This is a genomic window from Pseudomonas spartinae (assembly GCF_965197125.1).
GTDB lineage: Bacteria > Pseudomonadota > Gammaproteobacteria > Pseudomonadales > Pseudomonadaceae > Aquipseudomonas > Aquipseudomonas composti_A.
On sequence record NZ_CBDAMB010000002.1, the window covers coordinates 626,064 to 649,898 of the forward strand.

Below are 23,835 nucleotides of genomic sequence, written 5' to 3' on the forward strand. Positions count from 1 at the left end.
CGCGAGCCGCCCATGACCCTGCTGCAGCGCCCCCGCTATCGCCACCGCGTTCTGCTTACCGTTCTGGCGATTGCCGCCGGCTTGCTGGTGAGCCTGTGGCTGGGCGGGCGCTATGCCGAGCAGCGGGCCTGGGACGAGCGCAGCGTTGAGGCGCGCGGGCAGCTGCAGCTGTATGCCCAATCCATTCGCACGCTGGTCGAACGCTTCAGTTCGGTGCCCGAAGTGCTGGCGCTGGACAGCGACATCCGCAGCCTGCTGCGCGCACCGGATGATCGTCAGCTGCGCCAGGCGCTGAACCAGCGTCTGGAGCGCCTCAATGCTGCGGCTGGCTCCACCGTGCTGTACCTGCTCGATGCCCGTGGCGAAACCCTGGTGGCGAGCAACTGGCGCGACTGGAGCAGCTTCGTCGGCAACAACTACGCCTTCCGTCCGTACTTCCAGAACGCCTTGCGTGATGGTGGGGCGCGTTACTTCGCCGTGGGTGTGACCACCGGTATTCCCGGCTACTTCCTGTCGCACGCGGTGCGCGATGACAAGGGCGAGCTGCTCGGCGTGCTGGTGGTCAAGCTGGAACTTGAAGACCTGCAGCGCGAATGGGTCAGCCAGCCTGGTGTACTCATGGTCGCCGATAGCTACGGGGTGGTGATCCTCAGCAACAGGCCGATCTGGCGTTTCCGTGCCCTGCAGCCACTCGACGAGCAGGCGCGGGCGGAACTGGTAGAGGTGCGCCGCTACGCCGAGCAGGCGCTGCAGCCACTGGCCCATCAGGTGTATCGACAGATCGATGCCGATGCGGACTGGGCGCGGTTCGATGGCCCGGACGGCATTCGCGACTATCTCTGGCAGCGCATGTACATGCCCGAAGAAGGCTGGACCCTGCATCTGCTCAGCGAGCCGGTCGGTCTGGCCGACAGTGTGCGCAGTTATCGCCTGGCTGCTGGCGGGCTGTGGATGACCTTCGCCTTCCTGCTGCTGTTTCTCGCCCAGCGGCGCAAGAACCAACGCTTGCAGGCGGGTATCCGCGAGCGTCTGGAGCGCGAAGTGGCGCTGCGCACGGCCGAGTTGCGCGAGGCCCAGGATGGCCTGGTGCATGCTGCCAAGATGGCCGCACTGGGGCAGATGTCGGCGGCCCTGGCGCATGAGATCAACCAGCCGCTGACCGCCCTGCAGATGCAACTCGGCAGCTTGCGTCTGCTGGCGGACAGAGGCAGGCCGGAAGCGGTGCGCGAGGGGCTGCAGCGTATCGACGGTCTGCTGCAGCGCATGGCCGCGTTGACCAGCCACCTGAAGACTTTCGCGCGCAAGACCCCGGCCGGCCTCAGCGAGCGCCTGTGCCTGAGCGATGTACTGGAGCAGGCCCTGCAGTTGCTGGCGCCGCGCATGCGCAGCGAGCAGGTCGAGCTGCGCACGCAGATCGACGCTGAGGCGGAAGTGCTCGGCGATGCCATTCGCATCGAACAGGTGATCCTCAACCTGCTGCACAACGCGCTCGATGCCATGGCCGACAGCGAGCCGCGCATCCTGCAGGTCCGCATCTATCGTGAAGACGATGGCTGCCTGCTGTGCGTCGAGGACAGCGGTGGTGGCATTGACGAGGAAACCCTCGGTCGCGTGTTCGAACCCTTCTTCACCACCAAACCGGTGGGGCAGGGGCTGGGGCTCGGGCTGGCGGTGTCCTACGGTATCGTGCGTGATCTGGGCGGCAGCATGGAGGCGCACAATGGCCAGCTGGGCGCGGTATTCACCCTGCGTCTGCCGGCTGCGCCCTGATACCCGTGGCCTGGGGTGGATGATGCTTCACCCATCCACCGATGGCCTCCAGGCTTGGTGGATGAAAACAGCGTCATCCACCCTGCGACCAGGGTTTGCAGGCTCGGCCATCGCGGCCAAAGCCGCTCCTACGGGTTCTCATCCTTGGGCAGCGGGTGGTCTCAGTGGATTGCATCCGGGCTACACTGCCTGCCGTTTTCATCAGGAGGTGCCATGAGCGCTCAGGTCATAGTGGTCGACGACGAAGCGGCGATTCGCGAGGCAGTTCAGCAGTGGCTGGAGCTGTCCGGCTTCACGGTGCGCACCTGTGCCAGCGCCGCCGAAGCCCTGGCCGTGGTCGACCGCGACTTCCCCGGTATCGTCGTCAGCGATGTGCGCATGCCCGGCAGTGACGGGCTGCAACTGCTCGACAAGCTGCTGCAGATCGACAGCGACCTGCCGGTGATCCTGGTGACCGGCCACGGCGACGTGCCCATGGCGGTGCAGGCGCTGCGTCAGGGCGCCTATGACTTTATCGAGAAACCCTTCACCCCCGAGCGCCTGCTCGACAGCGTACGCCGTGCCCTGGACAAGCGTCGTCTGGTCTGTGAGAACCGCCAGCTGCGCCGGCAGGTGGCCGACAAGGGCCGCATCGAGAGCCAGTTGATCGGCATTTCCCGGCCGATGGAAAACCTGCGGCGGCAGATCCTCGAACTGGCTGGCACCTCGGTCAACGTGCTGATCCGCGGCGAAACCGGTAGCGGCAAGGAGCGCGTAGCGCGCAGCCTGCACGACTTCAGCCCGCGAGCGAGCAAGGCCTTCGCCGCGCTGAACTGCGCGGCGATCCCCGAGACCATCTTCGAGAGCGAGCTGTTCGGCCATGAGAGCGGTGCCTTCACCGGGGCCCAGGCCAAGCGTATCGGCCGTATCGAGCACGCCGACGGCGGCACCCTGTTCCTCGACGAGGTGGAGAGCCTGCCGCTGGCGCAGCAGGTCAAGCTGCTGCGCGTGCTGCAGGAAAAGACCCTGGAGCGCCTCGGCTCGAACAAGAGCATCCAGGTCGATCTGCGGGTCATCAGCGCGGCCAAGCCGGACCTGCTCGACGAGGTCAGGGCCGGGCGTTTCCGCGAGGACCTGGTGTACCGCCTCAACGTCGCCACCCTGCACATTCCGCCGCTGCGCGAGCGGCGCGAGGACATTCCGCTGCTGTTCGAGCACTTCGCCCACGAGGCCGCGCAGCGTCATGGCCGCGAAGCGCCGCCGCTGGCGCCGAGCGAATTGGCGCGGCTGCTCGGGCATGACTGGCCAGGCAACGTGCGCGAGCTGATCAACGCGGCCGAGCGTCATGCTCTGGGCCTGTCCAGCCCGCCACCGGCCGAGCGTTTCGCCGGCCAGGCGCTGGCGCAGCAGATGGAGGCCTTCGAGGCGCAATGCCTGCACAACGCCTTGCTGCACTGCCAGGGCAACATCACCGCGGTAATGGAGATGCTGCAGCTGCCGCGCCGCACCCTCAACGAGAAGATGCAGCGCCACGGCCTGGCGCGCGGTGATTATCTGCCGGGCGGCGAGGAGTAGCGGGCGCTGCCTGCGGGCTTGCGGCCAGTCGTAGCCCGGGTGCAATCCGGCGGCTGGTGTCGCACTGATTTTCCAGTTTGCATTTGGGGTACTCGGTAAGCGGATTTTTGCTTATGCCTACGCGAGGGTAAGCGGTTTCTTGCTCAGTGACCCATCAGTCTTGCAGGCCGACCCCTCTATCTCGGGCGTTTCAGCCTCTGGCACGGCATCTGCTATGTCCGTTGTAGCCGCGCAGCATCTTGCCGACGTGGCGACCATAACAACGACAAGAGGTCAGCCCCATGAATCACCATGCCCCTCGCGCCCTGACGCACTCGCTACCGTGCATGGGTCGCCTCCCTTCCGCGCCCGCCGCGGCTCTTGTCCATCGCTGCACCCAGCGCGGCTGATCGCGCAACGCTGACGACGCCTCGTTGGCGTCGTCTAGAGTGAAACTCTGCATAAAGCCATAACAACGACGGAGATACTTCCATGCGACTGACCAAGAAAATCAGCCTGTTTGCCGCTGCTGCGGCCATTACTGCCAGCACCGCCGTGCTCGCTGCGCCGACCTTCATCAACGTGCTCACTGGCGGTACCAGTGGCGTGTACTACCCGATTGGCGTGGCCCTGTCGCAGCTGTACAGCAACGGCATCGAAGGCTCCAAGACCTCGGTCCAGGCGACCAAGGCCTCGGTGGAAAACCTCAACCTGCTGCAGGCGGGTCGTGGTGAGCTGGCCTTCGCCCTCGGCGACTCGGTGGCCGATGCCTGGAATGGCGTGGAAGAAGCGGGCTTCAAGGCGCCGCTGAAGAAGCTGCGGGCCATCGCCGGTACCTACCCGAACTACATCCAGATCGTGGCCAACGCCGAATCCGGCATCAAGACCCTGGATGACCTCAAGGGCAAGCGTATCTCCGTCGGCGCGCCGAAGTCCGGCACCGAGCTCAACGCCCGCGCCATCTTCAAAGCCGCTGGCCTGAGCTACGAGGACATGGGCAAGGTCGAGTTCCTGCCGTACGCCGAGTCGGTCGAGCTGATAAAGAACCGTCAGCTGGACGCTACCCTGCAGTCCTCCGGCCTGGGCATGGCGGCCATCCGCGACCTGGCTTCGACCATGAAGATCAGCTTCGTCTCGATCCCGGCCGACGTGACCGCGAAGATCGACAACGCTGCCTACCAGGCCGCCACCATCCCAGCCGGCACCTATGACGGCCAGGACGCTGACGTGCCCACCGTTGCCATCACCAACATCCTGGTCAGCCATGAAGGCGTTTCCGACGACGTGGCCTACCAGATGACCAAGCTGATGTTTGACAACCTCGACCGCCTGGGCACCGCTCACTCCGCGGCCAAGGACATCAAGCTGGAAACCGCCACCAAGAACCTGCCGATCCCGCTGCACCCGGGTGCCGAGCGCTTCTACAAGGAAGCCGGCGTACTGTAATGCCGGCTCGGGCCGCGACATGGGTCGCGGCCTGATCGCTCTGCATCCACGCCGACCTTGCTTTTGTAGGCGCGGCTTCAGCCGCGATGTTCGCGAGCAGATCGCGGCTGAAGCCGCTCCTGCAGCGCAAAGACCGGAATGGGCCGTAGCCCCCAGAATCGCGAATAAAACCGGCGCCTGCGGGCGGTGGGTTTTGTTGGCGACTCTGTCAACGCAATCGAAGTAGTCATGAGGTTTGCACTCCATGAGTGAACAAAACAACGGTCTTGCCGCCAGTCCGTCCGACTGGCCCAAGGCGCTCTTTGCCGTCGCGCTGCTGTTTTCCATCTTCCAGATCGCCACTGCGGCCTTTCACCCGGTGTCGACCCAGGTGCTGCGTGCGGTGCACGTCGGCTTTCTGCTGCTGCTGGTGTTCATCAGCTTCCCGGCACTTGGCAAAGGCCGGCCGTGGCAGCCGCTGGCCTGGCTGCTGGGCCTGGCGGGCATGGCCACGGCCATCTACCAGTGGTATTTCGAGGCGGACCTGATCCAGCGCTCCGGTGACCTGACCAGCAGCGACATGATCATCGGCCTGACCCTGATCGTGCTGGTGTTCGAAGCCGCGCGCCGGGTCATGGGCATCGCCCTGCCGATCATCTGCGCGCTGTTCCTCGCCTACGGCATGCTTGGCCCGTACCTGCCGGGCGAGCTCATGCACCGCGGCTATGGCCTCGACCAGATCGTCAACCAGTTGTCGTTCGGTACCGAGGGTCTGTACGGCACCCCGACTTACGTGTCGGCGACCTACATCTTCCTGTTCATCCTGTTCGGCGCCTTCCTCGAGCAGGCCGGGATGATCAAGCTGTTCACCGACTTCGCCATGGGCCTGTTCGGCCACAAGGTCGGCGGCCCGGCCAAGGTCTCGGTGGTGTCCTCGGCGCTGATGGGCACCATCACCGGCTCCGGCGTGGCCAACGTGGTCACGACCGGCCAGTTCACCATCCCGCTGATGAAGCGTTTCGGCTACCGTCCGGCGTTCGCCGGTGGGGTCGAGGCGACCTCGTCGATGGGCAGCCAGATCATGCCGCCGATCATGGGCGCCGTGGCCTTCATCATGGCCGAGACCATCAACGTGCCGTTCTTCGAGGTGGCCAAGGCCGCGCTGATTCCGGCGCTGCTGTACTTCGGCTCGGTGTTCTGGATGGTCCATCTGGAGGCCAAGCGCGCCAACCTGCGCGGCCTGCCCAAGGACGAATGTCCGAACCCGTGGAAGGCCGTGCGTGAGCGTTGGTTCCTGCTGATTCCGCTATTCATCCTCATCTACCTGCTGTTCTCCGGGCGTACTCCGCTGTTCTCCGGTACCGTCGGCCTGGCCCTGACCGCCATGGTCATCCTAGGTTCGGCGATCATCCTGCGGGTGTCGTCGAAGGCCATGCGCTTCGCCTTCTGGATTGCCCTGGGCGTGCTCTGCGCCGGCTTCTTCCAGCTCGGTATCGGCGTGGTGTTCGGCGTTATCGCCCTGCTGGTGGCCGCGTGCTGGTTCGTCAAGGGCGGTCGCGACACCCTGACCCTGTGCCTGCATGCGCTGGTCGAAGGTGCGCGGCATGCCGTACCGGTCGGTATCGCCTGCGCCCTGGTCGGGGTGATCATCGGCGTGGTGTCGCTGACCGGGGTGGCCTCCACCTTCGCCGGCTACATCCTCTCCATCGGCCAGGACAACCTGTTCCTGTCGCTGGTGCTGACCATGCTCACCTGCCTGGTGCTGGGCATGGGCATCCCGACCATCCCCAACTACATCATTACCAGCTCGATCGCCGCACCGGCGCTGCTGGAGCTGGGTGTGCCGCTGATCGTCTCGCACATGTTCGTCTTCTACTTCGGCATCATGGCCGACCTCACGCCGCCGGTGGCGCTGGCCTGCTTCGCAGCCGCGCCAATCGCCAAGGAACGGGGTCTGAAGATCAGCCTGTGGGCGGTGCGTATCGCCGTGGCCGGTTTCGTCGTGCCGTTCATGGCGGTGTATTCGCCGGCGCTGATGCTGCAGGGCGATAGCCTGCTGGCCACTGTCTACGTCGGCTTCAAGGCGATGCTGGCCATCGGTATCTGGGGTGTGGTGTTCACCGGTTACCTGCAGGCCAAGCTGACCTGGTGGGAGCGCATTCTGGGTCTGGCCGCGGGTGCCAGCCTGATTCTCGCCACCCCGATCAGTGACGAAGTCGGCTTCGCCCTCAGCGCCATCTTCATCGCTCAGCACTTCTGGCGTGCCCGTCGCGCCCAGGCTGCAACGGCGTGATCGGCCTGTGCCTGGGCTTGGCCGGGGCGGTATGGGCAGAGCTGCCCACACCGGCCTTCACCCTGGCCTGGACCCACACCATCGAGAAGATCCGCTGGGAAGAGGATTACCGCGTCACCGCCGAGGGCCTGGTCCTTGGTGAGGCGCGGGTCAAGGGTTCCGGCGCCGGAATGGAGATTCCCGACGGCGCCGAACTGCGCAATGGCAGCTGGCACTACCAGCGTCAGCTACCGCCTTTGCAACCTCTGCGAGTCGGGCGTACGCCCGAAGCCGGGGACTACCAAGTGTGTATCGACCAGCGTTGTCGCCCGATGAGCGACTGGCTCGGCCCGCCAAAAGCGAGCCAGCCGGCGCTGGAACTCTGGAGCTGTGAGCTGAGCGCCCCCGCGGCCGACGCGGGCTAGGTTCACCAGAAAAGTGGACCCAGGCTTCCGGCGCCACAAGTGCCGGATGAAAAGAAGGAAACCCCCATGTGGCGCGAGCCTGTGGGGGTTTTGTTCGTCTGCGGCCTGCTAGGCTAGGCGAACCCCCATCCAGGAGATTCGCCATGCACCCTATCTTGCGCTCCGTTATCCCAGTTGCCTTGTGCCTGTCGCCCGTCATGGCCAGCGCCCTGGATATCCAACCTGGCGTCTGGGAGGTCAGCTCGCACAACATGCAGGTTGGCGGCCAGGCCATGCCGGGTATGGAGCAAATGATGGCGCAACTGCAGAACCTGCCGCCGGAACAACGCCAGATGATGGAGAGCATGATGGCCGAGCAGGGCATCAAGCTAGGTGCCGGTGGCGTGCAGATGTGCCTCACCGCCGAGCAGATCAAGGCCCAGGAAATCCCCTTGCACGACCCCGATTCAGGCTGCAGCAACGAGATCCTCGAACGCAACGCGACACTGTGGAAATTCCGCTTCAGCTGCCCGGATGCGCAGGGTGAAGGGGAGACCCGCTTCGTCAGTGACAAGGAATTCACCACCCAGGTCAAAGGCACCTACAAGGGCCAGCCGAGCAGCATGGAAAGCCGAGCCCGTTGGGTCGGGGCGGATTGCGGCGCTCTCAAAAGAAACTGAGATGCAGTAGAAGATGTGAATTATTCGTATTGACGCAAGGGAGTCCTGCTGCGAGACTTTTGTCGCTAATTATTTGCATTTGCACTTAGTAAATGCCTGCCAGTGAGGCACTCAGCTGCGAAGGGACTATCTGCGGCTATCGACAGCGCATCAGGAGTACGTCCCTTGTTCAGCAGAAGAACCCACCTGGCCGTGGCGATTGCGGCCGCCTGCAGTTTTAATCATGCCGTGGCCAATGAGCGGGAGCAGCTCGAGCTCGATGCCCAGACCGTGGTCGGCGATAGTGCGGCGGCCGAGGTCGACAGCTACAAATCCACGCCCAGCAGTGCTGCGACCAAGCTCGACCTGACCCCGCGGCAGACGCCGCAGTCGATTTCGACCCTGAGCGGCGCCCAACTGCGCGACTTCAAGCTCAGCAGCGTCAACGATGCGCTCAAGGCCGTGCCGGGCGTGCAGGTGCAGGAGGTCGAGACGGATCGCACCTACTACACCGCGCGCGGCTTCGACATCACCAACTTCCAGTACGACGGCATCGCCGTGCCCTTCGTCTATGGCAACGTCGAGGGCGATCTGGACACTGCCATGTACGAGCGGGTGGAAGTCATACGCGGCGCCAATGGCCTGATGTCCGGCACCGGCAACCCCTCGGCGACGGTCAACTTCGTGCGCAAGCGGCCAACGTTGGCGCCACAGGCGCGCGTCGACCTGACAACCGGTTCCTGGGACAAGCGCCGCATCGACACCGACGTCTCCGGTGCGCTGACCGATGCCGGTAATATCCGCGGCCGCGTGGTGTATGCCAACGAAAACAAGAACTCCTACCTCGACCGCTACTCGCGTGAGAAGAACGTCTTCCATGGGGTGCTGGAGTTCGATCTGGATGACCGCACCCTCTTCACCCTCGGTCACACCCTGCAGACCAGTGATGCCAACTCGCCGATGTGGGGGGCGTTGCCGCTGGTCTATCAGGACGGTGGTAAAACCGATTATTCGCGCTCTACCAGCACCTCCACCGATTGGGCCTACTGGGACAATCAGGAAAATCGCACTTTCGCCGAGCTTGCCCACACCTTCGACAGCGGTTGGCAGGCCAAGACCGTACTCACTCGTGTCGAGAAGAAGAGCGACGGTTCGATGTTCTACATCTACGGCACGCCGAACCGCCAGACCGGCGCCGGCTTGTACTCCTACCCCTCCGAGTACAAGGAAAAGAACAAACAGCTGATCGTCGATGTGCAGGCCAGTGGGCCCTTCAATCTGGGCGGTCGTCAGCATGAAGCGACCTTCGGCGGCAGTTGGTCGCGCTCCGAGCTGGAGGACCGCTCCTGGTACGACCTAAGCCAAGGCACCATGCTGCCGCCCCTGGAAGACTGGAGTGGCGATTACACGAAACCGCGCAATGACAACGGCAGTGCCGGCAGTGATTTCACCGACCGCATGAAGAGCGTCTACGGTGCGGCTCGCTGGAGCCTGACCGACGATCTGAGCCTTATCACTGGTGCTCGTGTGGTCGATGTGAAGAGTGACGGCACCAATTACGGCCTGGCCAAGTCATCGAAGAACAGCGGCAAGGTGGTGCCCTACGCTGGCATCGTTTACGACATCACCGATCAGTACTCGGTCTATGCCAGCTATACCGAGATTTTCGATCCGCAGACCAAAACCAATGCCGGCGGCTCACGCCTGGCCCCGGTCGAGGGGGTGAACTACGAAGCCGGGATCAAGGGTGAGCTGTTCGACGACAAGGTCAACGTATCCCTGGCGGTGTTCCGTACCGAACAGGACAACTTCGCCGAGCAGGCCGGCATGAGAGGTTCGGTTGCCTACTACCGCGCCATCGAAGGCCTGACCAGCGAAGGCTATGAGCTGGAGTTCTCTGGCGAGCCACTGGACGGCCTGCAGCTCAGCGCCGGCTACACCTTCGTCGACATCACCAATGCCGACGGCGGGCACGCCGTGACCTATTCGCCCAAGCACATGATCAAGACGGCTGCGAGTTACCGTATCCCGGGTATGGAGAAGCTCAAGATCGGCGCCGCCGTGCGTTGGCAGGACGATATCAAGATCGCCGTACCACTGACGGCCGACGACGGTCGGACCTCCATCGGTAGCGCCGACGCCAAGCAGAAGGCCTACGCCGTGGTCGACCTGATGGCCAGCTACGACATCGACCCGAACTGGAGCGTGTCGGCCAACCTCAACAACCTCACCGATGAGAAGTACCTGACCAGCCTTTACTGGAGCCAGGCCTACTACGGTGCTCCACGTAACCTCAGTGCGACCCTGACCTGGAAATACTGATCGCCAGGGCCGCCCGCGAGGGCGGCCATGTTCGTCGACGAGAGAATTCGATGCGCCCGATTCTGGTACTGCTGCACCGCTGGTGCGGCCTGTTCATCGCCCTGTTCCTGTTCACCGCCGGCTTGACCGGCGCTGTCATTTCCTGGGATCACGAACTGGACGAGTGGCTCAACCCGCACCTGTTCGATGCGCAAAGCGCAGGGCCGGCGCAGGACCCGCTGCAGCTGGTGGATGCTCTGGAAGCACGCGACCCGCGCCTGCAGGTGAGCTTCATGCCGTTGGCGCTGGAGCCTGGTCATGCGCTGGGTATCTTCGTCGATCCACGTATCGATCCGGCCACCGGCAAGGCCTTTGATCTGAGTTTCAATCAACTTGGCATCGATCCGGTCAGCGGTGATGTCCAGGGGCAGCGCGAGTGGGGGGCGATTTCCCTGAGCCGGGAGAACCTGCTGCCGTTTCTCTACAAGCTGCATTACAGCCTGCATATCCCCGATGGCTTTGGTATCGAGCTGGGCGTGCTGCTGTTCGGCATCGTCGCCATCGTCTGGTGCCTCGATTGCCTGGTCGCGCTGTGGCTGTCGTTCCCCAATCTGCGCAGCTGGCGCAAGTCGTTCGCCTTTCGCTGGCGCCAGGGTGGCTACAAGCTCAACTTCGACCTGCACCGTTCCGGTGGCGTGTGGATCTGGCTGCTGCTGCTGATCCTGGCGGTTACCTCGGTATCGATGAACCTCGAACGCCAGGTGGTGCGGCCGTTGGTGGAGCTGTTCTCGCCGCTGACACCGAGCCCCTTCGCCAGCCGCACGCCGGTGACGCTGGACACGCAGATCGTGCCGCAGATCGACCGTCGCCAGGCCATCGCCATTGCCGATGCCGAAGCGCGGCGGCTGGGCTGGCAGGCACCGGCGGCTGCGCTGTTCCATTCGGCCGAATTCGGCGTCTATGGCGTCGGCTTCTACGAGCTGGGCGATGACCACGGTGATGCCGGTCTGGGCAACCCCTGGCTCTATGTCGATAGCCGCAGTGGCGAACTGGCTGGCGCGCATGTGCCGGGTACTGGCAGCGCCGGTGATATCTTCCTGCAGGCGCAGTTCCCCCTGCATTCCGGGCGCATCATCGGCCTGCCGGGGCGGATTCTGGTGTCGTTGCTGGGGCTGGCCGTTGCCGGTCTGTCGCTCACCGGCGTGGTGATCTGGGCCAGGAAGCGCCGCTCGCGTGTGCTCGCCGAGCAGCGTCTGCGTTGCGCTTCACAAGCCGTGGCGTAAACGAAGTTCGGCGACCTGATCGGCGCGTTCTTCGAGGAAGCGGTTGAACGCCTCGATCAGCTGCGGATGGCGGATGCTCGACAGGTAGTAGTGGTCTTGCACATGCGGCAGCGAGGGGTCGTACACCAGGCTGTCTGGCGCCATGTGCATCTGCCTCAGTTGATGCGCCACGACCTTGGGGTTGAGGTAGACGGCGTCGACGCGGTCGCTGCTGGCCATGCGCAGCAGTGATTCGATCTGGTTGGCCTGGATCAGGCGAATGCGCCCGGCGCGGATGTCCGGTAGGTAGGGCCAGGGCGTGAAGCCATTCTGCGTACCGAGCAGTTCGATACGTTGCAGGTCCTGGCCGAGGCGCTGCGGCTTCAGCAGAATCCCGTCGATATAGGGCGCTGCCGGATGGCTGTAGTGGATGTCATAGCCGGCTTTCTGATCGGCGTTCCATTGCGGGTGATCGGGAAACTTGAGGTCGACCCGGCCCGAGAGGAAATCACTGAGCAGGCGCCTAACCGGCAGCGGCGTGTAGACGAAGCGGTAGCCGTATTCGGCGGCGAAGGCGTCCAGCAGGTCGCGGGCGTAGCCGCGGTACTCGCCGTTCTCCACATCGGAGTAGGGCTGGTAGGGCTGCAGTTCGACGCCGACACGAATCTCTTCCTGCGCCGCGGCAGGCAGAGCGATCAGGCAGAGCAGCAGGGCGAAGCATCTGGTCATGGCAGGCTGGATCTCGCTGACAGCTAACAGCGGCTGGCCCCCTAACCATAGTCGTGCCTCAGAGAATCGGCGAGATCAGGCGCGCCACGCGCATGCCCAGTTGCTGCAGACGGTGCAGGTTGCGCCGGTCGGCGTTGACCAACTCGCGTGAGCGGCTGAAGTCGTCTTCCAGCATGGCGGCGACCCGGGCATTGAAGCCTTCGTCGAAGGTCAGCAGGCTGACTTCGAAATTCAGGCGGAAGGAACGATTGTCCAGGTTGGCGCTGCCCAGCATGCTGGCGTCATGGTCGATCAGCAGGGCCTTCTGGTGCAGGAAGCCCGGCTGGTAGCGAAAGACGCGCACGCCAGCGCGCAGGGCTTCGAAGGCATACAGGCTGGAGGCGGCATAGACGATGCGATGGTCGGGGCGCGCCGGCAGCAGCAGGCGCACGTCGACGCCGCGCATCACCGCCAGGCGCAAGGCGGCGAACAGGGCTTCATCGGGGACGAAGTAGGGGCTGCTCAGCCAGACCCGCTCACGCGCCGCATGCAGCGCCTCGACGAACAGCAGCGAGCAGGTTTCCTGCGGGTCGGCCGGGCCGCTGGCGACCACCTGGCAGAGCATGCCAGGCTCGTCCTGCTTGCTCGGCATCAGCAGCGGTGGCAATCGCTTGCAGGCCCAGTACCAGTCTTCGGCGAAGGCTTCCTGCAGGCTCGCCACCACCGGCCCGCGCACTTCCACATGGGTGTCGCGCCAGGGCGCCAGGGGCGGCTTCTGCCCGAGGTATTCGATGCCGACGTTGAGCCCGCCGAGAAAACCGATCTCGCCGTCGACCACGACGATCTTGCGGTGGTTGCGAAAATTCAGCTGGAAGCGGTTGAACAACCCGGAACGAGTGGGGAAGGCATGCACCTCTACGCCGCCGCGGCGCAGGTGGTCGATGTAGGCGCGGGGCAGCGAGTGGCTGCCGACGCCGTCGTACAGCACATGCACCCGAACGCCGGCGGCCGCACGCTCCAGCAGCACGTCGCGCAGGCGCTGGCCGAGGGCGTCGTCGCGGATGATGAAAAACTGCAGCAGAATCACCTGCTGTGCGCTGGCCAGTGCCTTGAGGATCGCGGTGAAGGTGGCCTCGCCGTCGATCAGCAACTCGACGCGGTTGCCGGTCAGGCCAGGCAGATGCGACAGGCGGGGCAGGGCGCGGAGGCGGTTGTAGGCGGGCGACAGATGGGCAGCCTTGGCTTCCTCGACCCAGGGGCGCCAGTCCTGCTCGGTCATCGCCAGGCGCATTTCCTGATCGGCTTGGCGCCGCGCCTTGACGTAGGCGTCGAAGCGGCTGCGCCCGAACACCAGATACGGCAGCAGTGTCAGGTAAGGCATGAAGAACAGCGACAGGCCCCAGGCCAGTGCGCCCTGGGCGGTGCGGACGGTCAGCACGGCGTGGATCGCGGCCACCACGCCGAGGCTGTGAATGGTGGCGATCAGGTAGGCGAACAGATGGGGAATGCCGAAATCCGCGAGCATGCAGGGTCTTCCTTTGTACGGGCCGTGTGCTAGTGACTACGACGGTGGCAGAGCGTTGTACGTTCATCCTGCCACGGTGTTTCGTGGCGTGGCAGTACCGGGCAGATTGCCACCTTCTGGGGAATTATTCGGGCTTTTCATGTGTCTGTGGAGCCGAGTGAACGGAATTCATGTGTTACCTTTTCCAGTACGGCTCGCTTGGGAGGCCTCTGAAGACCGGATGATTTTCAGGGCTGCCTGTGTGGGGCGTCACTTAATAAGAGGAGGGCATCTGTCCTGTTCACGCTCGTCTAGCGAGTCAACGCATCAAGGAGCACGCCAAGATATGGGAAACGTCCCTTCGAATGAAACGACCCCGCCATCCGCAGCGGAAACCCACGAGGGCATCCCGGCGCCGACCGGTGAAGCCAATCTGATCGATACCGATTACGTCATCGGCCAGGACAACATCAAAGGCCAGTTCATCTTCTCGCTGGATATCCACGGCAAGGTCTTCACCATCTCCGCGCTGGTTGCGGTGATCTTCGTGATCCTCGCCCTGGCTCTGCAGAATCAGGTCGAACCGCTGTTCAGTGGTGTGCGCGACTGGCTGACCCACCACATGGCCTGGTTCTTCATCGGCGCCGCCAACATTTTCGTCCTGCTCAGCCTGGGCCTGATCGTCTCGCCGTTGGGCAGGGTGCGTCTGGGCGGCAAGGATGCCACCCCCGATTACACCTACATGGGCTGGTTCTCCATGCTCTTCGCTGCCGGTATGGGCATCGGCCTGATGTTCTACGGTGTCTCCGAGCCGATGTCGCATTACAGCTCGGCGATGGGCGGCATCAGCGTCGGGGCGGATGGTGTGCGTACCGACTGGGCACCACTGGGTGGCGCCGCAGGCAACGCCGAGGAAGCGGTGCGCCTGGGCATGGCCGCGACCATCTTCCACTGGGGTCTGCACCCCTGGGCGATCTACGCCATCGTCGCACTGGCACTGGCGCTGTTCTCGTTCAACAAGGGCCTGCCGCTGTCGATCCGTTCGATTTTCTACCCGATCCTCGGCGAGCGCGTGTGGGGCTGGCCCGGGCATATCGTCGACATTCTCGCGGTGTTCGCCACCCTGTTCGGTCTGGTCACTTCGCTCGGTCTGGGCGCCGAACAGGCGGCTGCCGGGGTGGAGTACCTGTTCGGCATTCCGGCCACGGATACCACCAAGGTGCTGTTGATCATCGCCATCACCATGATCGCCCTGGCCTCGGTCGTCGCCGGCCTGGACAAGGGGGTCAAGCGCCTGTCGGAGATCAACATGGGCCTGGCCATGGCTCTGTTGCTGTTCGTCATCATCGCCGGGCCGACCCTGGTGATCTTCACCGACTTCTTCAAGAACCTCGGCGCATACCTGCAGTACCTGCCGGCGCTGGCCAATCCGGTTGGTCGTGAGGACGTCAACTTCAGCCAGGGCTGGACCGCCTTCTACTGGGCCTGGTGGATCAGCTGGTCGCCGTTCGTGGGTATGTTCATCGCGCGCGTCAGCCGTGGCCGTACCGTGCGTGAGTTCCTCACGGCCGTGCTGCTGGTACCGTCGCTGGTGTCGGTGCTGTGGATGACCGCCTTCGGGGGTACCGCCATCAACCAGCTGCTGGTCGATGGTTTCACCGGTGCGCAGAACGCCGGCCTGGAGCTGAAGCTGTTCAGCATGCTCGGTGAAATGCCGCTGACCAGCATCACCTCGTTCATCGGCATCGTGCTGGTGGTGGTGTTCTTCATCACCTCGTCGGACTCCGGCTCGCTGGTGATCGACACCATCACCGCTGGCGGCAAGGTCAATGCGCCGGTACCGCAGCGCGTGTTCTGGGCCAGCATCGAGGGCGTCATCGCCATTGCCCTGTTGCTCGGCGGCGGCCTGGTGGCGCTGCAGGCGATGGCTGTGTCGACCGGGTTGCCGTTCACCATCGTGCTGCTGGTGGGCTGTATTTCCATCGTCAAGGGGTTGATGAGCGAGCCTCGATGAAGCTTGCTGCACACCACTGAAAAGAGCGCGCCCATCGGCGCGCTTTTTCATTCCCGCCTTGCGGTCGTTAATGGGAAAGCCTGCGCCGCTTGCGCAGCGCAGAGCCGATTTTCCTTCTGATAGCGTCAGCATCCGCGTATAGCAGCGGCGGTCGCCGCATTGCTCGCGAGTAAAAAAAGAAGGAGCAGCCCCTTGAGCCAAGGCCCCGTATCCCGCAAGAAAGATTCATCCGCAGACGGTATTCCCGCCCCTAGCGGCGCCGTCAATCTCATTGACACCGACTATGTGGTTGGCCAGGACAACATCCGTGGCCGTTATCTGGTCAACCTCGATATCCACGGTGTGGTATTCCTGATATCGGCGGTGGCCGCACTCATCTTCGTCGCGCTGGCGCTGGCCATGCACGATCAGGTGGAGCCGCTGTTCAAGGCCGTGCGTGACTGGCTGACAGTGCACCTCTCCTGGTTCTTCATCGGTTCGGCCAACATCTTCGTGCTGTTGTGCCTGGGCCTGATCGTTTCGCCGCTGGGCAAGGTGCGTTTGGGCGGCACCCTGGCCCGTCCCGATTACTCCTACTTTTCCTGGTTCGCCATGCTGTTCGCCGCAGGCATGGGTATCGGCCTGATGTTCTACGGCGTTGCCGAGCCGATGTCGCACTACGGCACCGCCCTCGGCGGTACGGCCGTGGATGCCAATGGCGTGCGTACCGACTGGGCACCGCTTGGTGGGGCTGCTGGCAACTCCGCCGAAGCGGCGCGCCTGAGCATGGCCACCACCATCTTCCACTGGGGCCTGCACCCCTGGGCGATCTACGCCATCGTCGCTCTGGCACTGGCGCTGTTCTCGTTCAACAAGGGTCTGCCGCTGTCGTTCCGCTCGATCTTCTTCCCGCTGCTCGGTGAGCGCGTGTGGGGCTGGCCGGGCCACGTCATCGACATCCTGGCGGTGTTCGCCACCCTGTTCGGTCTGGTGACCTCTCTGGGCCTGGGCGCCGAGCAGGCTACCGCTGGCCTGCACGCGCTGTTCGGCCTGCCGGCCGACACTACCACCAAGGTGCTGCTGATCACCGTGATCACCCTGATCGCGCTGTGCTCGGTACTCACTGGTGTGGACAAGGGTGTGAAGATCCTCTCCGAAATCAACATGGGTTTGGCCTTCGCACTGCTGGCGTTCGTGCTGGTCGCCGGCCCTACCGTGCTGTTGTTGACCGGTGTGCTGGATAACCTGGGTGCTTATTTGCAATACCTGCCGTCGCTGTCCAATCCGGTGGGTCGTGAAGACGCCAACTTCAGCCAGGGCTGGACCGCCTTCTACTGGGCCTGGTGGATCAGCTGGTCGCCGTTCGTGGGCATGTTCATCGCGCGCGTCAGCCGTGGCCGTACCGTACGTGAGTTCCTCACTGCCGTGCTGCTGGTGCCGTCGCTGGTGTCGGTGATCTGGATGAGCACCTTCGGTGGCACCGCGCTGCACCAGGCCATCGGTGGTCTGACCGAGCTGGGCCAGGCTGCACTGGAGCTGAAAATGTTCGTCATGCTCGATCAGCTGCCGATCAGCGCCATCAGCTCCTTCATCGCCATCGTGCTGGTGGTGCTGTTCTTCATCACCTCGTCGGACTCCGGTTCGCTGGTAATCGACACCATCACCGCTGGCGGCAAGATCAACTCGCCGGTTTCGCAGAAGGTGTTCTGGGTGATCATGGAAGGCGCCCTGGCCGTGGCCCTGTTGCTCGGCGGAGGCCTGGTGGCCCTGCAGGCCATGGCGGTTTCCACCGGCCTGCCGTTCACCATCGTGCTGCTGGTCGGCTGCGTGGCGATCGTCAAGGGGTTGATGAGCGAACCGCGCTAAGCGCATCGCTACGCTCGGCTGCAGTGCGCAGCCGGGTTCAGCCAACAACGCCTCTATCGCAAGATAGGGGCGTTTTCGTTTAGGGGTAGACCGAGGCGAGACCCTTCTCCGCTGCTGCAGTTGCTGCGCTGATGGAGGCACCGTGCTGCGTTCAGCGCTTGTCAGGTAGGCAGGTGGGGACGCTGATCCAGGGTGCGCTCACAGGCTGGCGCAAGCGCGGATCGGGAGGCTCGTCACTCGGCCGCTGAAATCGGTGGGCCTGCAGGCGCTGCGTCCCGCGACGAATGCCGCCATCGCTGTGCATAGGGTCGAGGTTTGCGTCTGCGGGATCGAGGCAAGTGTGCGGCAGAGGTCAACGCTGACCGTCCGCCCGAAATGAAAACGCCCCGGCTAGGCGGGGCGTTTTCAGGGCTGGCTGGGCATCAGCACTCGATGATATTCACCGCCAGGCCGCCGCGAGCGGTTTCCTTGTACTTGGTCAGCATGTCGGCACCGGTCTCGCGCATGGTCTTGATCACCTTGTCCAGGCTCACGTAGTGCGCGCCGTCGCCGTACAGCGCCATGCGTGCGGCGTTGATCGCCTTCACCGAGGCGATGGCGTTGCGCTCAATGCAGGGGATCTGCACCAGGCCGCCGACCGGGTCGCAGGTCAGGCCCAGGTGGTGTTCCATGCCGATCTCGGCGGCGTTCTCGACCTGCTCCGGGGTGCCGCCCAGTACCGCACACAGCGCGCCGGCAGCCATCGAACAGGCCACGCCCACTTCGCCCTGGCAGCCCACTTCAGCGCCGCTGATCGAGGCGTTTTCCTTGTACAGGATGCCGATGGCGCCGGCGGTCAGCAGGAAGTCGATGATGCCGCGCTCGTTGGCGCCGGAAATGGCATTGGCGTAGTAGTGCAGCACCGCCGGGACGATGCCGGCGGCGCCGTTGGTCGGTGCGGTGACCACGCGGCCACCAGCGGCGTTTTCTTCGTTCACCGCCAGCGCCCAGAGATTGACCCAGTCGAGCATGCGCAGCGGGTCTTCGATGTAGCTGCGTTGGAAACCGCCCAGCTTGCGCGCCAGGATGGCGGCGCGGCGGCGTACCTTGAAGCCGCCAGCGAGGATGCCCTCGGTGCGGCAGCCACGATCCACACAGGCCTGCATCACCTTCCAGATGTTCAGCAGACCGGTGTCGGTCTCTTCGTCCGTGCGCCAGTGGCGCTCGTTACGGCGCATCACTTCGGCGATGCCGATGCCGTGCTCGCGGGTCAGCTTGAGCAGATCGGCGCCGCTGCGGAAGGGCAGCGGCAGCGAGGTGGCGTCCGGGGCGATGATCTTCTGCTTGCTGCCATCGGCCAGCACCGCCTCGCTGACCACGAAGCCGCCGCCGACCGAGTAGTAGGTGGCCTCGTGCAGCTGGATGCCGGCGGCATCGAAGGCGGCGAAGCGCAGGCCGTTGGCATGCAGGGGCAGCGCCTTGCGGAACATCTTCAGGTCGGCTTTCTCATCGAAGGCCACGGCATGCTTGCCGGCCAGGACGATGCGCTTGTCGCGACGGATGGCCTCGATGTACTCGGGCACCTGATCGACGTTGACGGTATCCGGCTCATGGCCGCTGAGGCCGAGCAGTACCGCCTTGTCACTGCCATGGCCCTTGCCGGTGGCGCCCAGCGAGCCGTACAGCTCGGCGACCACACGGGTCACCTTGGGCATGTGCTCGTGGTTTTCCAGGGCGTGGGTGAACAGCGCGGCGGCGCGCATCGGGCCGACGGTGTGAGAGCTGGACGGGCCGATACCCACTTTGAACAGGTCAAAAACGCTGATAGCCATGGCGGAGATCTTCTTGTCGATTGAATGAACACGCGCCCGGTTACGCGCGTGCGGATGTCCTATCTAAGAACGGCCATATCATTATGTATACTGATTTATTTTTAACGTATTCGTTAGCGTCACTTAACTATTGAGATTGCGCCATGGACATCACCCGCCTGCGAACCCTGCGCGAACTGGCCCGCTGCCGTACCATGGCGGCCGCTGCCGAGTCGCTGCACCTGACACCCTCGGCGGTGTCGCAGCAGGTCGCCCAGCTCGAACGCGAAGTCGACGTGGCATTGATCGAGCGGCGTGGGCGCGGTGTGGTGCTGACGCCGGCCGGTGAGCGTCTGGTGGCGCATGCCGAGCGCATCCTCGTGGTGCTCGACGAAGCGCGTTCCGAGCTGGCGCTGCTGCGCGGGGAAATTGCCGGCGAACTGCGCGTGGCGGCCTTCCCTTCGATCGCCGTGGCGGTGATCGCGGAAACCGTGCGCGCGCTACGCGGTGCTTACCCTCGGTTGAATGTGGTGGTGCTGGATCTGGAGCCGCAGGAAAGCCTCAGCGCTCTGGGCTCCTGGCAGATCGACGTGGCGGTGATCGACGACCTGGCCGTGACCCCGGACGAGAACCGCGAGCATTACGCGCTGATTCCCCTGACCCAGGATCTGTTGCATGTGCTGCTGCCCATCGACCATGCCCTGGCCGGGCGCGACAGCCTGACCGTCGCTGACCTGCGCGACGAAGCCTGGGCACTGGACTCCAGCGGCAGCTCCTTCGGTGAGTTCATCGCCAACCTGTGCCGCCGCTCCGGCTTTGCCCCGCGCATCAACGCCCACTGCGCCGGCTTCGAGATGGTCGCGGCCATGGTCGCTTCGGGCAACTCCATCTCCATCGTCTCCGGCCTGCGCCTGGTGCGCCCGCTGCCCGGCGTCATCGCCGTGCCTCTGCTGCCGGATATCCAGCGCGGCGTGTTCCTCGCCTACCGCAAGGGCGAGCGCGATCATCCGGCGGTCAACGTCTTCCTCGACGAAGCGGTCTACACCGCCGACAGAGTGCTGGGTTAGCCCCGTACGGCCGGGTAGGAGCGGCTTCAGCCGCGATGCTCTTGGCTTTTCGACGGGCCCCACGCTCTACGTGCGCCCCATCATCCGTCTATCCGGTTTTTACTCACTGGGCGCGAAAGGCTCTTGAACCGCTTCAGCCTCCAACTTCGCCCTGTCAGCCTTGCTGATGTACCTGGGCTTGTTGTTTTTTGGGGCGAGCTTGGCGTTGGCCTTCTTGGCGTGGGCTTCGAGTAGTTGCTTGATCTTTTTGCGGCGATTCATGGTGTTGGTCTGCGTTGCCCTGAATTGATGGTGCCCATACCTGGTGTGGGTATCTGCGCTTGTAACGCATCGCACCGCGACTGGTGCGAGCCGAATTAGCGCAGAGCGTTCCGGATGCTTTTACACATGGAGCCTGGAGGCGATCAAGACACCTTTTGCAGTGCAGGGCGGCAGCATTGGAGCTGAGCTGCCTGCCTAGACCGATGCCCGGACGTGCCCGTGCGATGAGATCGGCCTGTGCGCCGGCAGCGGCCGGCATGCGCGAATAAAAAGCGTCGCCCCGGGGCGATCAGCTCCAGACCGCCCCCACGGGCGTATGCGCCGGATAGTGCGCCGCCACCTGCGCCTGCAGCAGTTCTCCACAGGCCAGTGCATCGGTCAGCGCATGGTGCGCGGAATACAGCGGCAAGCCGTAGCGCAGGCGGCTGTCGGCCAGGCGGATGGAGATGCGCTCGCGACCACGCAGGCGGTCCCACCAGTTGACGCTACGTTTGGGGTGCACCCGGGCTTCCAGCTCCATGGTGTCGATGATCGGGAAGAGCAGCCCTTCGCCCAGGTGCTGGCGCAGGGCCTGGTCGAGGAAGTTGCGCTCGATCTTGCGGTAGTGCGCCACTACTACCTTGCCGGCCAAGGCTTCGAGCAATTCATCCAGTACATGAGCCAGGCGCGGGGCATGGCGGACATCGGAGTGGGTGATGTGGTGGAAGGTCACCGACTCGGCGCTCAGCTCGCTGGTGGGCTTGACCACCCAGTAACGCGACTCGGCGCAGCGGATGCGCTGCAGATCCAGCGGCACCAGGCCGAGGCTGACGATGGCGTGCTCGCGCGGGTCGAGGCCGGTGGTTTCCACGTCCAGTGCTACCAGCGGCACCTCGGCCAGGGGCGTGTCGGCGGCGATGCAACCGGCGCCGTAGTAGGCGCGCAGGCGTTCGTCATTGCTGCTGGCCGCGAGCTCGGCGAAGCGTTGCGGCCAGTCTAGGGTCTGACAATCACTCATTGCGGACGCGCCAGAGGCTGGGCCGGGTAGCGGAAGCGCAGGAATTTCTGCGCGTTGCTCACTACCTGGAAGGCTTCCTTGAGGTGGTGGCGTTCGCTGGAGCTGAATTTTTCCGGTTCGACATAGTTATCGGGTGGGTTGCCGGCTTCCACCTCACGTGCCTGGTGGCGGATGCGCACCAGGCTGAGGAACTCGAAGGCGTAGCGCAGATGATCGAGGGCTTCCTGCGGCAGCAGTTTGGTGGCGGCGATGGCGTCGAGGCGCTCCAGCGAGTTCTGCGCCTTGGAACCGCAGGCCAGGGCATGCACGCGGATCAGGTCGGTCAGCGGCGCCGTGCCACGGCCCTTGAGGTTGATGATGTTCTTCTGCCGGCCATCGGTTTCCATCACGAAGGTGCGGAAGAAGCCCAGCGGCGGCGTGCGGTTGAGCGCATTGCGCGCCAGCGCGGCGAGGAAGGCCGGCGTGGCGCTGGCCTTTTCTGCCAGCATTTCCTTGAGGTTCTCCACCAGCGCGGTCTTGCCGTACACGCCATCGAGGTCGAAGAAGATGCTGCTGTTGAGCAGGGTTTCCGGGTTGGGTCGTTCGATCCACTCGCTGAAGTATTGCCGCCAGACCTTCAGTGGCTGGCGCCACTTCGAGTTGCTGGCCATGATCCCGCCCTTGCAGTAGGCGTAGCCGCAGGCAGACAGGCCGTTGCTGACGAACTGCGCCATTTCCGCGAAGTAGGGGTCATGCAGTTCCGGGTCGAAGCTGTCGTCGAGTACCAGGGCATTGTCCTGATCGGTGAGTAGCAGTTGCTCATCGCGGGCCATCGAGCCGGCGATCATGAAGCAGTAAGGCACTGGCGGCGGGCCGAGCTTCTCTTCGGCGAGGATCAGCAGGCGACGGGTGAAGGCACGGCCGATGCTGCTCATGGCGCGGCCGACCATGTGTGCGCTGGCATCGTCGGCGACCATGCGCACGAAGGTGGCGTGCAGGTCAGGCAACAGGTTCTTGAGGCCCTCGACGGAGTCCTTGTTGAAGATGCTGTTGACCAGATAGAGGCTGCTGCGCGACTCATAGCGAATGACGTCGGCCAGCGAGATCATGCCCACCGGGCGACGCCGCTGCAGCACGGGCAGGTGGTGGATGTTGTTGCGCAGCATGCACAGCATGGCCTCGAACACCGACTCGTCGGCCTGCACGGTGACCGGCCCTGGGGTCATCACCTGGCTCACCGGGGTGTCGCCTGGCAGCCCTTCGGCCAGCACACGCACGCGCAGGTCGCGGTCGGTGAGGATCCCGGCCATCACCTGATTCTGCTGATCGGCCACCTGCACCTGCGCCGGGTTGGGCCAGCGCCTGCTGGGGTTGACGATGATCACCGAGGACACGCTCTGCTCGCTCATCACCTTCGCCACCTGCTGTACGGACATGTCCAGCGGCACGCTGACCGGCGAGCGGCCGATCAGCTTGCGTACCTTGATCTTCATCAGCTCGCTGGCTTTGCCGTGACTGTCCTCGAGGGCCGATTTGAGTCGCGATTGGCCTTCGGCCTCGACGAAGTCGGCGAAGCTGTCGAACTGATCGCAGAGCTGCTGAAACAGTGGGCCGGGGATGAAATAGATCAGGCTGTCTTCCAGTGCCCTGGCACCCAGGCGTACCTTGTTGCCCCGCAGCAGGCCGGCCTGGCCGAAGATATCGCCCTCGGTCAGGCGATTGTGCAATTCGCCCCCGCGGCGATGGGTCTCCACCGCGCCGCTGCGCACGTAATGCAGCTCATGAATCGGCGCGCCAGCGGCGAGAATCTCGCTGCCGGCCTTGAAATAGCCAACCTGCACTTGACGAGCGATCTCGTCGAGCGTTTGCTCCGGCAGGTTATCGAAAGGGGCGAAGCGATTAAGGTGATCGCGGATCTCGATCAGCTCGATCTGCATGGTGGACCTCGCTGGCAGGCTGGCATTAGAGGATACGAGCATATCGATAGGATGTCCTCCCGGGGTGTCGCTATGAGGACAATGGCTGTCACAACAGACTCAACAAG

General features: G+C 64.1%; 17 protein-coding genes. 11 read left to right on the forward strand and 6 right to left on the reverse strand.

The annotated features are described in order from the left end of the window. Window positions 1-12: 12 nt before the first annotated feature. The 8 genes from ACN8M7_RS06730 to ACN8M7_RS06765 all read left to right on the forward strand — a co-directional run bounded on the left by ACN8M7_RS06730 (window position 13) and on the right by ACN8M7_RS06765 (window position 11,647). Window positions 13-1,770 carry a sensor histidine kinase gene (locus tag ACN8M7_RS06730; RefSeq protein ID WP_490260207.1) on the forward strand — a complete coding sequence of 586 codons (1,758 nt, stop codon included), beginning with the start codon at window positions 13-15 and terminating at the stop codon, window positions 1,768-1,770. Window positions 1,771-1,983: 213 nt separating this feature from the next. Beyond that, window positions 1,984-3,324 (forward strand): sigma-54-dependent transcriptional regulator, encoded by a 1,341-nt coding sequence (locus ACN8M7_RS06735; protein WP_490260208.1) that lies wholly within the window; start codon window positions 1,984-1,986, stop codon window positions 3,322-3,324. Between the two features lie 471 nt (window positions 3,325-3,795). Then, window positions 3,796-4,749 carry a TAXI family TRAP transporter solute-binding subunit gene (locus ACN8M7_RS06740; protein ID WP_490260209.1) on the forward strand — a complete coding sequence of 318 codons (954 nt, stop codon included), beginning with the start codon at window positions 3,796-3,798 and terminating at the stop codon, window positions 4,747-4,749. Between the two features lie 244 nt (window positions 4,750-4,993). Continuing rightward, a complete protein-coding gene (locus ACN8M7_RS06745) occupies window positions 4,994-7,021 on the forward strand; it encodes a TRAP transporter permease (RefSeq protein ID WP_490260210.1) in 2,028 nt (675 codons plus the stop codon). Continuing rightward, on the forward strand, window positions 7,018-7,425 hold the full coding sequence (locus tag ACN8M7_RS06750; protein ID WP_061238746.1) for a DUF1850 domain-containing protein: 408 nt from the start codon (window positions 7,018-7,020) through the stop codon (window positions 7,423-7,425). The genes ACN8M7_RS06745 and ACN8M7_RS06750 overlap by 4 nt, the downstream gene beginning before the upstream one ends. A gap of 143 nt (window positions 7,426-7,568) precedes the next feature. Further along, on the forward strand, window positions 7,569-8,084 hold the full coding sequence (locus ACN8M7_RS06755; protein ID WP_490260211.1) for a DUF3617 domain-containing protein: 516 nt from the start codon (window positions 7,569-7,571) through the stop codon (window positions 8,082-8,084). A gap of 165 nt (window positions 8,085-8,249) precedes the next feature. Continuing rightward, window positions 8,250-10,385 (forward strand): TonB-dependent siderophore receptor, encoded by a 2,136-nt coding sequence (locus ACN8M7_RS06760; protein ID WP_490260212.1) that lies wholly within the window; start codon window positions 8,250-8,252, stop codon window positions 10,383-10,385. Between the two features lie 50 nt (window positions 10,386-10,435). After that, entirely contained in the window at window positions 10,436-11,647 is a 1,212-nt protein-coding gene (locus ACN8M7_RS06765) for a PepSY-associated TM helix domain-containing protein (protein WP_490260213.1), read from the forward strand. On the opposite strand, the gene ACN8M7_RS06770 is transcribed toward ACN8M7_RS06765, so the two are convergent. Continuing rightward, complete coding sequence (locus tag ACN8M7_RS06770) at window positions 11,630-12,355, reverse strand: substrate-binding periplasmic protein (RefSeq protein WP_490260214.1); 726 nt, start codon at window positions 12,353-12,355, stop codon at window positions 11,630-11,632. The genes ACN8M7_RS06765 and ACN8M7_RS06770 overlap by 18 nt on opposite strands. 58 nt (window positions 12,356-12,413) lie before the next feature. Then, a complete protein-coding gene (gene cls, locus ACN8M7_RS06775; protein WP_490260215.1) occupies window positions 12,414-13,859 on the reverse strand; it encodes a cardiolipin synthase in 1,446 nt (481 codons plus the stop codon). A gap of 325 nt (window positions 13,860-14,184) precedes the next feature. On the opposite strand from cls, the gene ACN8M7_RS06780 reads away from it, so the two are divergent. Both ACN8M7_RS06780 and ACN8M7_RS06785 read left to right on the forward strand, forming a co-directional pair. Further along, window positions 14,185-15,852, forward strand: coding sequence for a BCCT family transporter (locus ACN8M7_RS06780; RefSeq protein ID WP_061238740.1), 1,668 nt, complete (start codon window positions 14,185-14,187; stop codon window positions 15,850-15,852). Window positions 15,853-16,044: 192 nt separating this feature from the next. Further along, window positions 16,045-17,697: a BCCT family transporter gene (locus tag ACN8M7_RS06785; protein WP_490260216.1), complete on the forward strand. Its 1,653-nt coding sequence runs from the start codon at window positions 16,045-16,047 to the stop codon at window positions 17,695-17,697. A gap of 422 nt (window positions 17,698-18,119) precedes the next feature. Here ACN8M7_RS06785 and ACN8M7_RS06790 read toward each other — a convergent pair whose 3' ends face one another. Further along, complete coding sequence (locus tag ACN8M7_RS06790; protein ID WP_061238738.1) at window positions 18,120-19,508, reverse strand: L-serine ammonia-lyase; 1,389 nt, start codon at window positions 19,506-19,508, stop codon at window positions 18,120-18,122. Window positions 19,509-19,651: 143 nt separating this feature from the next. Here ACN8M7_RS06790 and ACN8M7_RS06795 point away from each other — a divergent pair, with 143 nt between their 5' ends. Continuing rightward, a complete protein-coding gene (locus ACN8M7_RS06795) occupies window positions 19,652-20,554 on the forward strand; it encodes a LysR family transcriptional regulator (protein ID WP_490260217.1) in 903 nt (300 codons plus the stop codon). Between the two features lie 99 nt (window positions 20,555-20,653). Here ACN8M7_RS06795 and ACN8M7_RS06800 read toward each other — a convergent pair whose 3' ends face one another. From ACN8M7_RS06800 to ACN8M7_RS06810, 3 genes are all read right to left on the reverse strand, one after another. After that, entirely contained in the window at window positions 20,654-20,815 is a 162-nt protein-coding gene (locus ACN8M7_RS06800; protein ID WP_490260218.1) for a DUF2986 domain-containing protein, read from the reverse strand. Between the two features lie 289 nt (window positions 20,816-21,104). Next, window positions 21,105-21,812 (reverse strand): 3'-5' exonuclease, encoded by a 708-nt coding sequence (locus ACN8M7_RS06805; protein ID WP_061238736.1) that lies wholly within the window; start codon window positions 21,810-21,812, stop codon window positions 21,105-21,107. Then, window positions 21,809-23,728, reverse strand: a complete 1,920-nt coding sequence (locus ACN8M7_RS06810; protein ID WP_061238735.1) for a DUF294 nucleotidyltransferase-like domain-containing protein — start codon at window positions 23,726-23,728, stop codon at window positions 21,809-21,811. Before ACN8M7_RS06810 ends, ACN8M7_RS06805 begins: the two co-directional genes overlap by 4 nt. Between the last annotated feature and the right edge of the window lie 107 nt (window positions 23,729-23,835).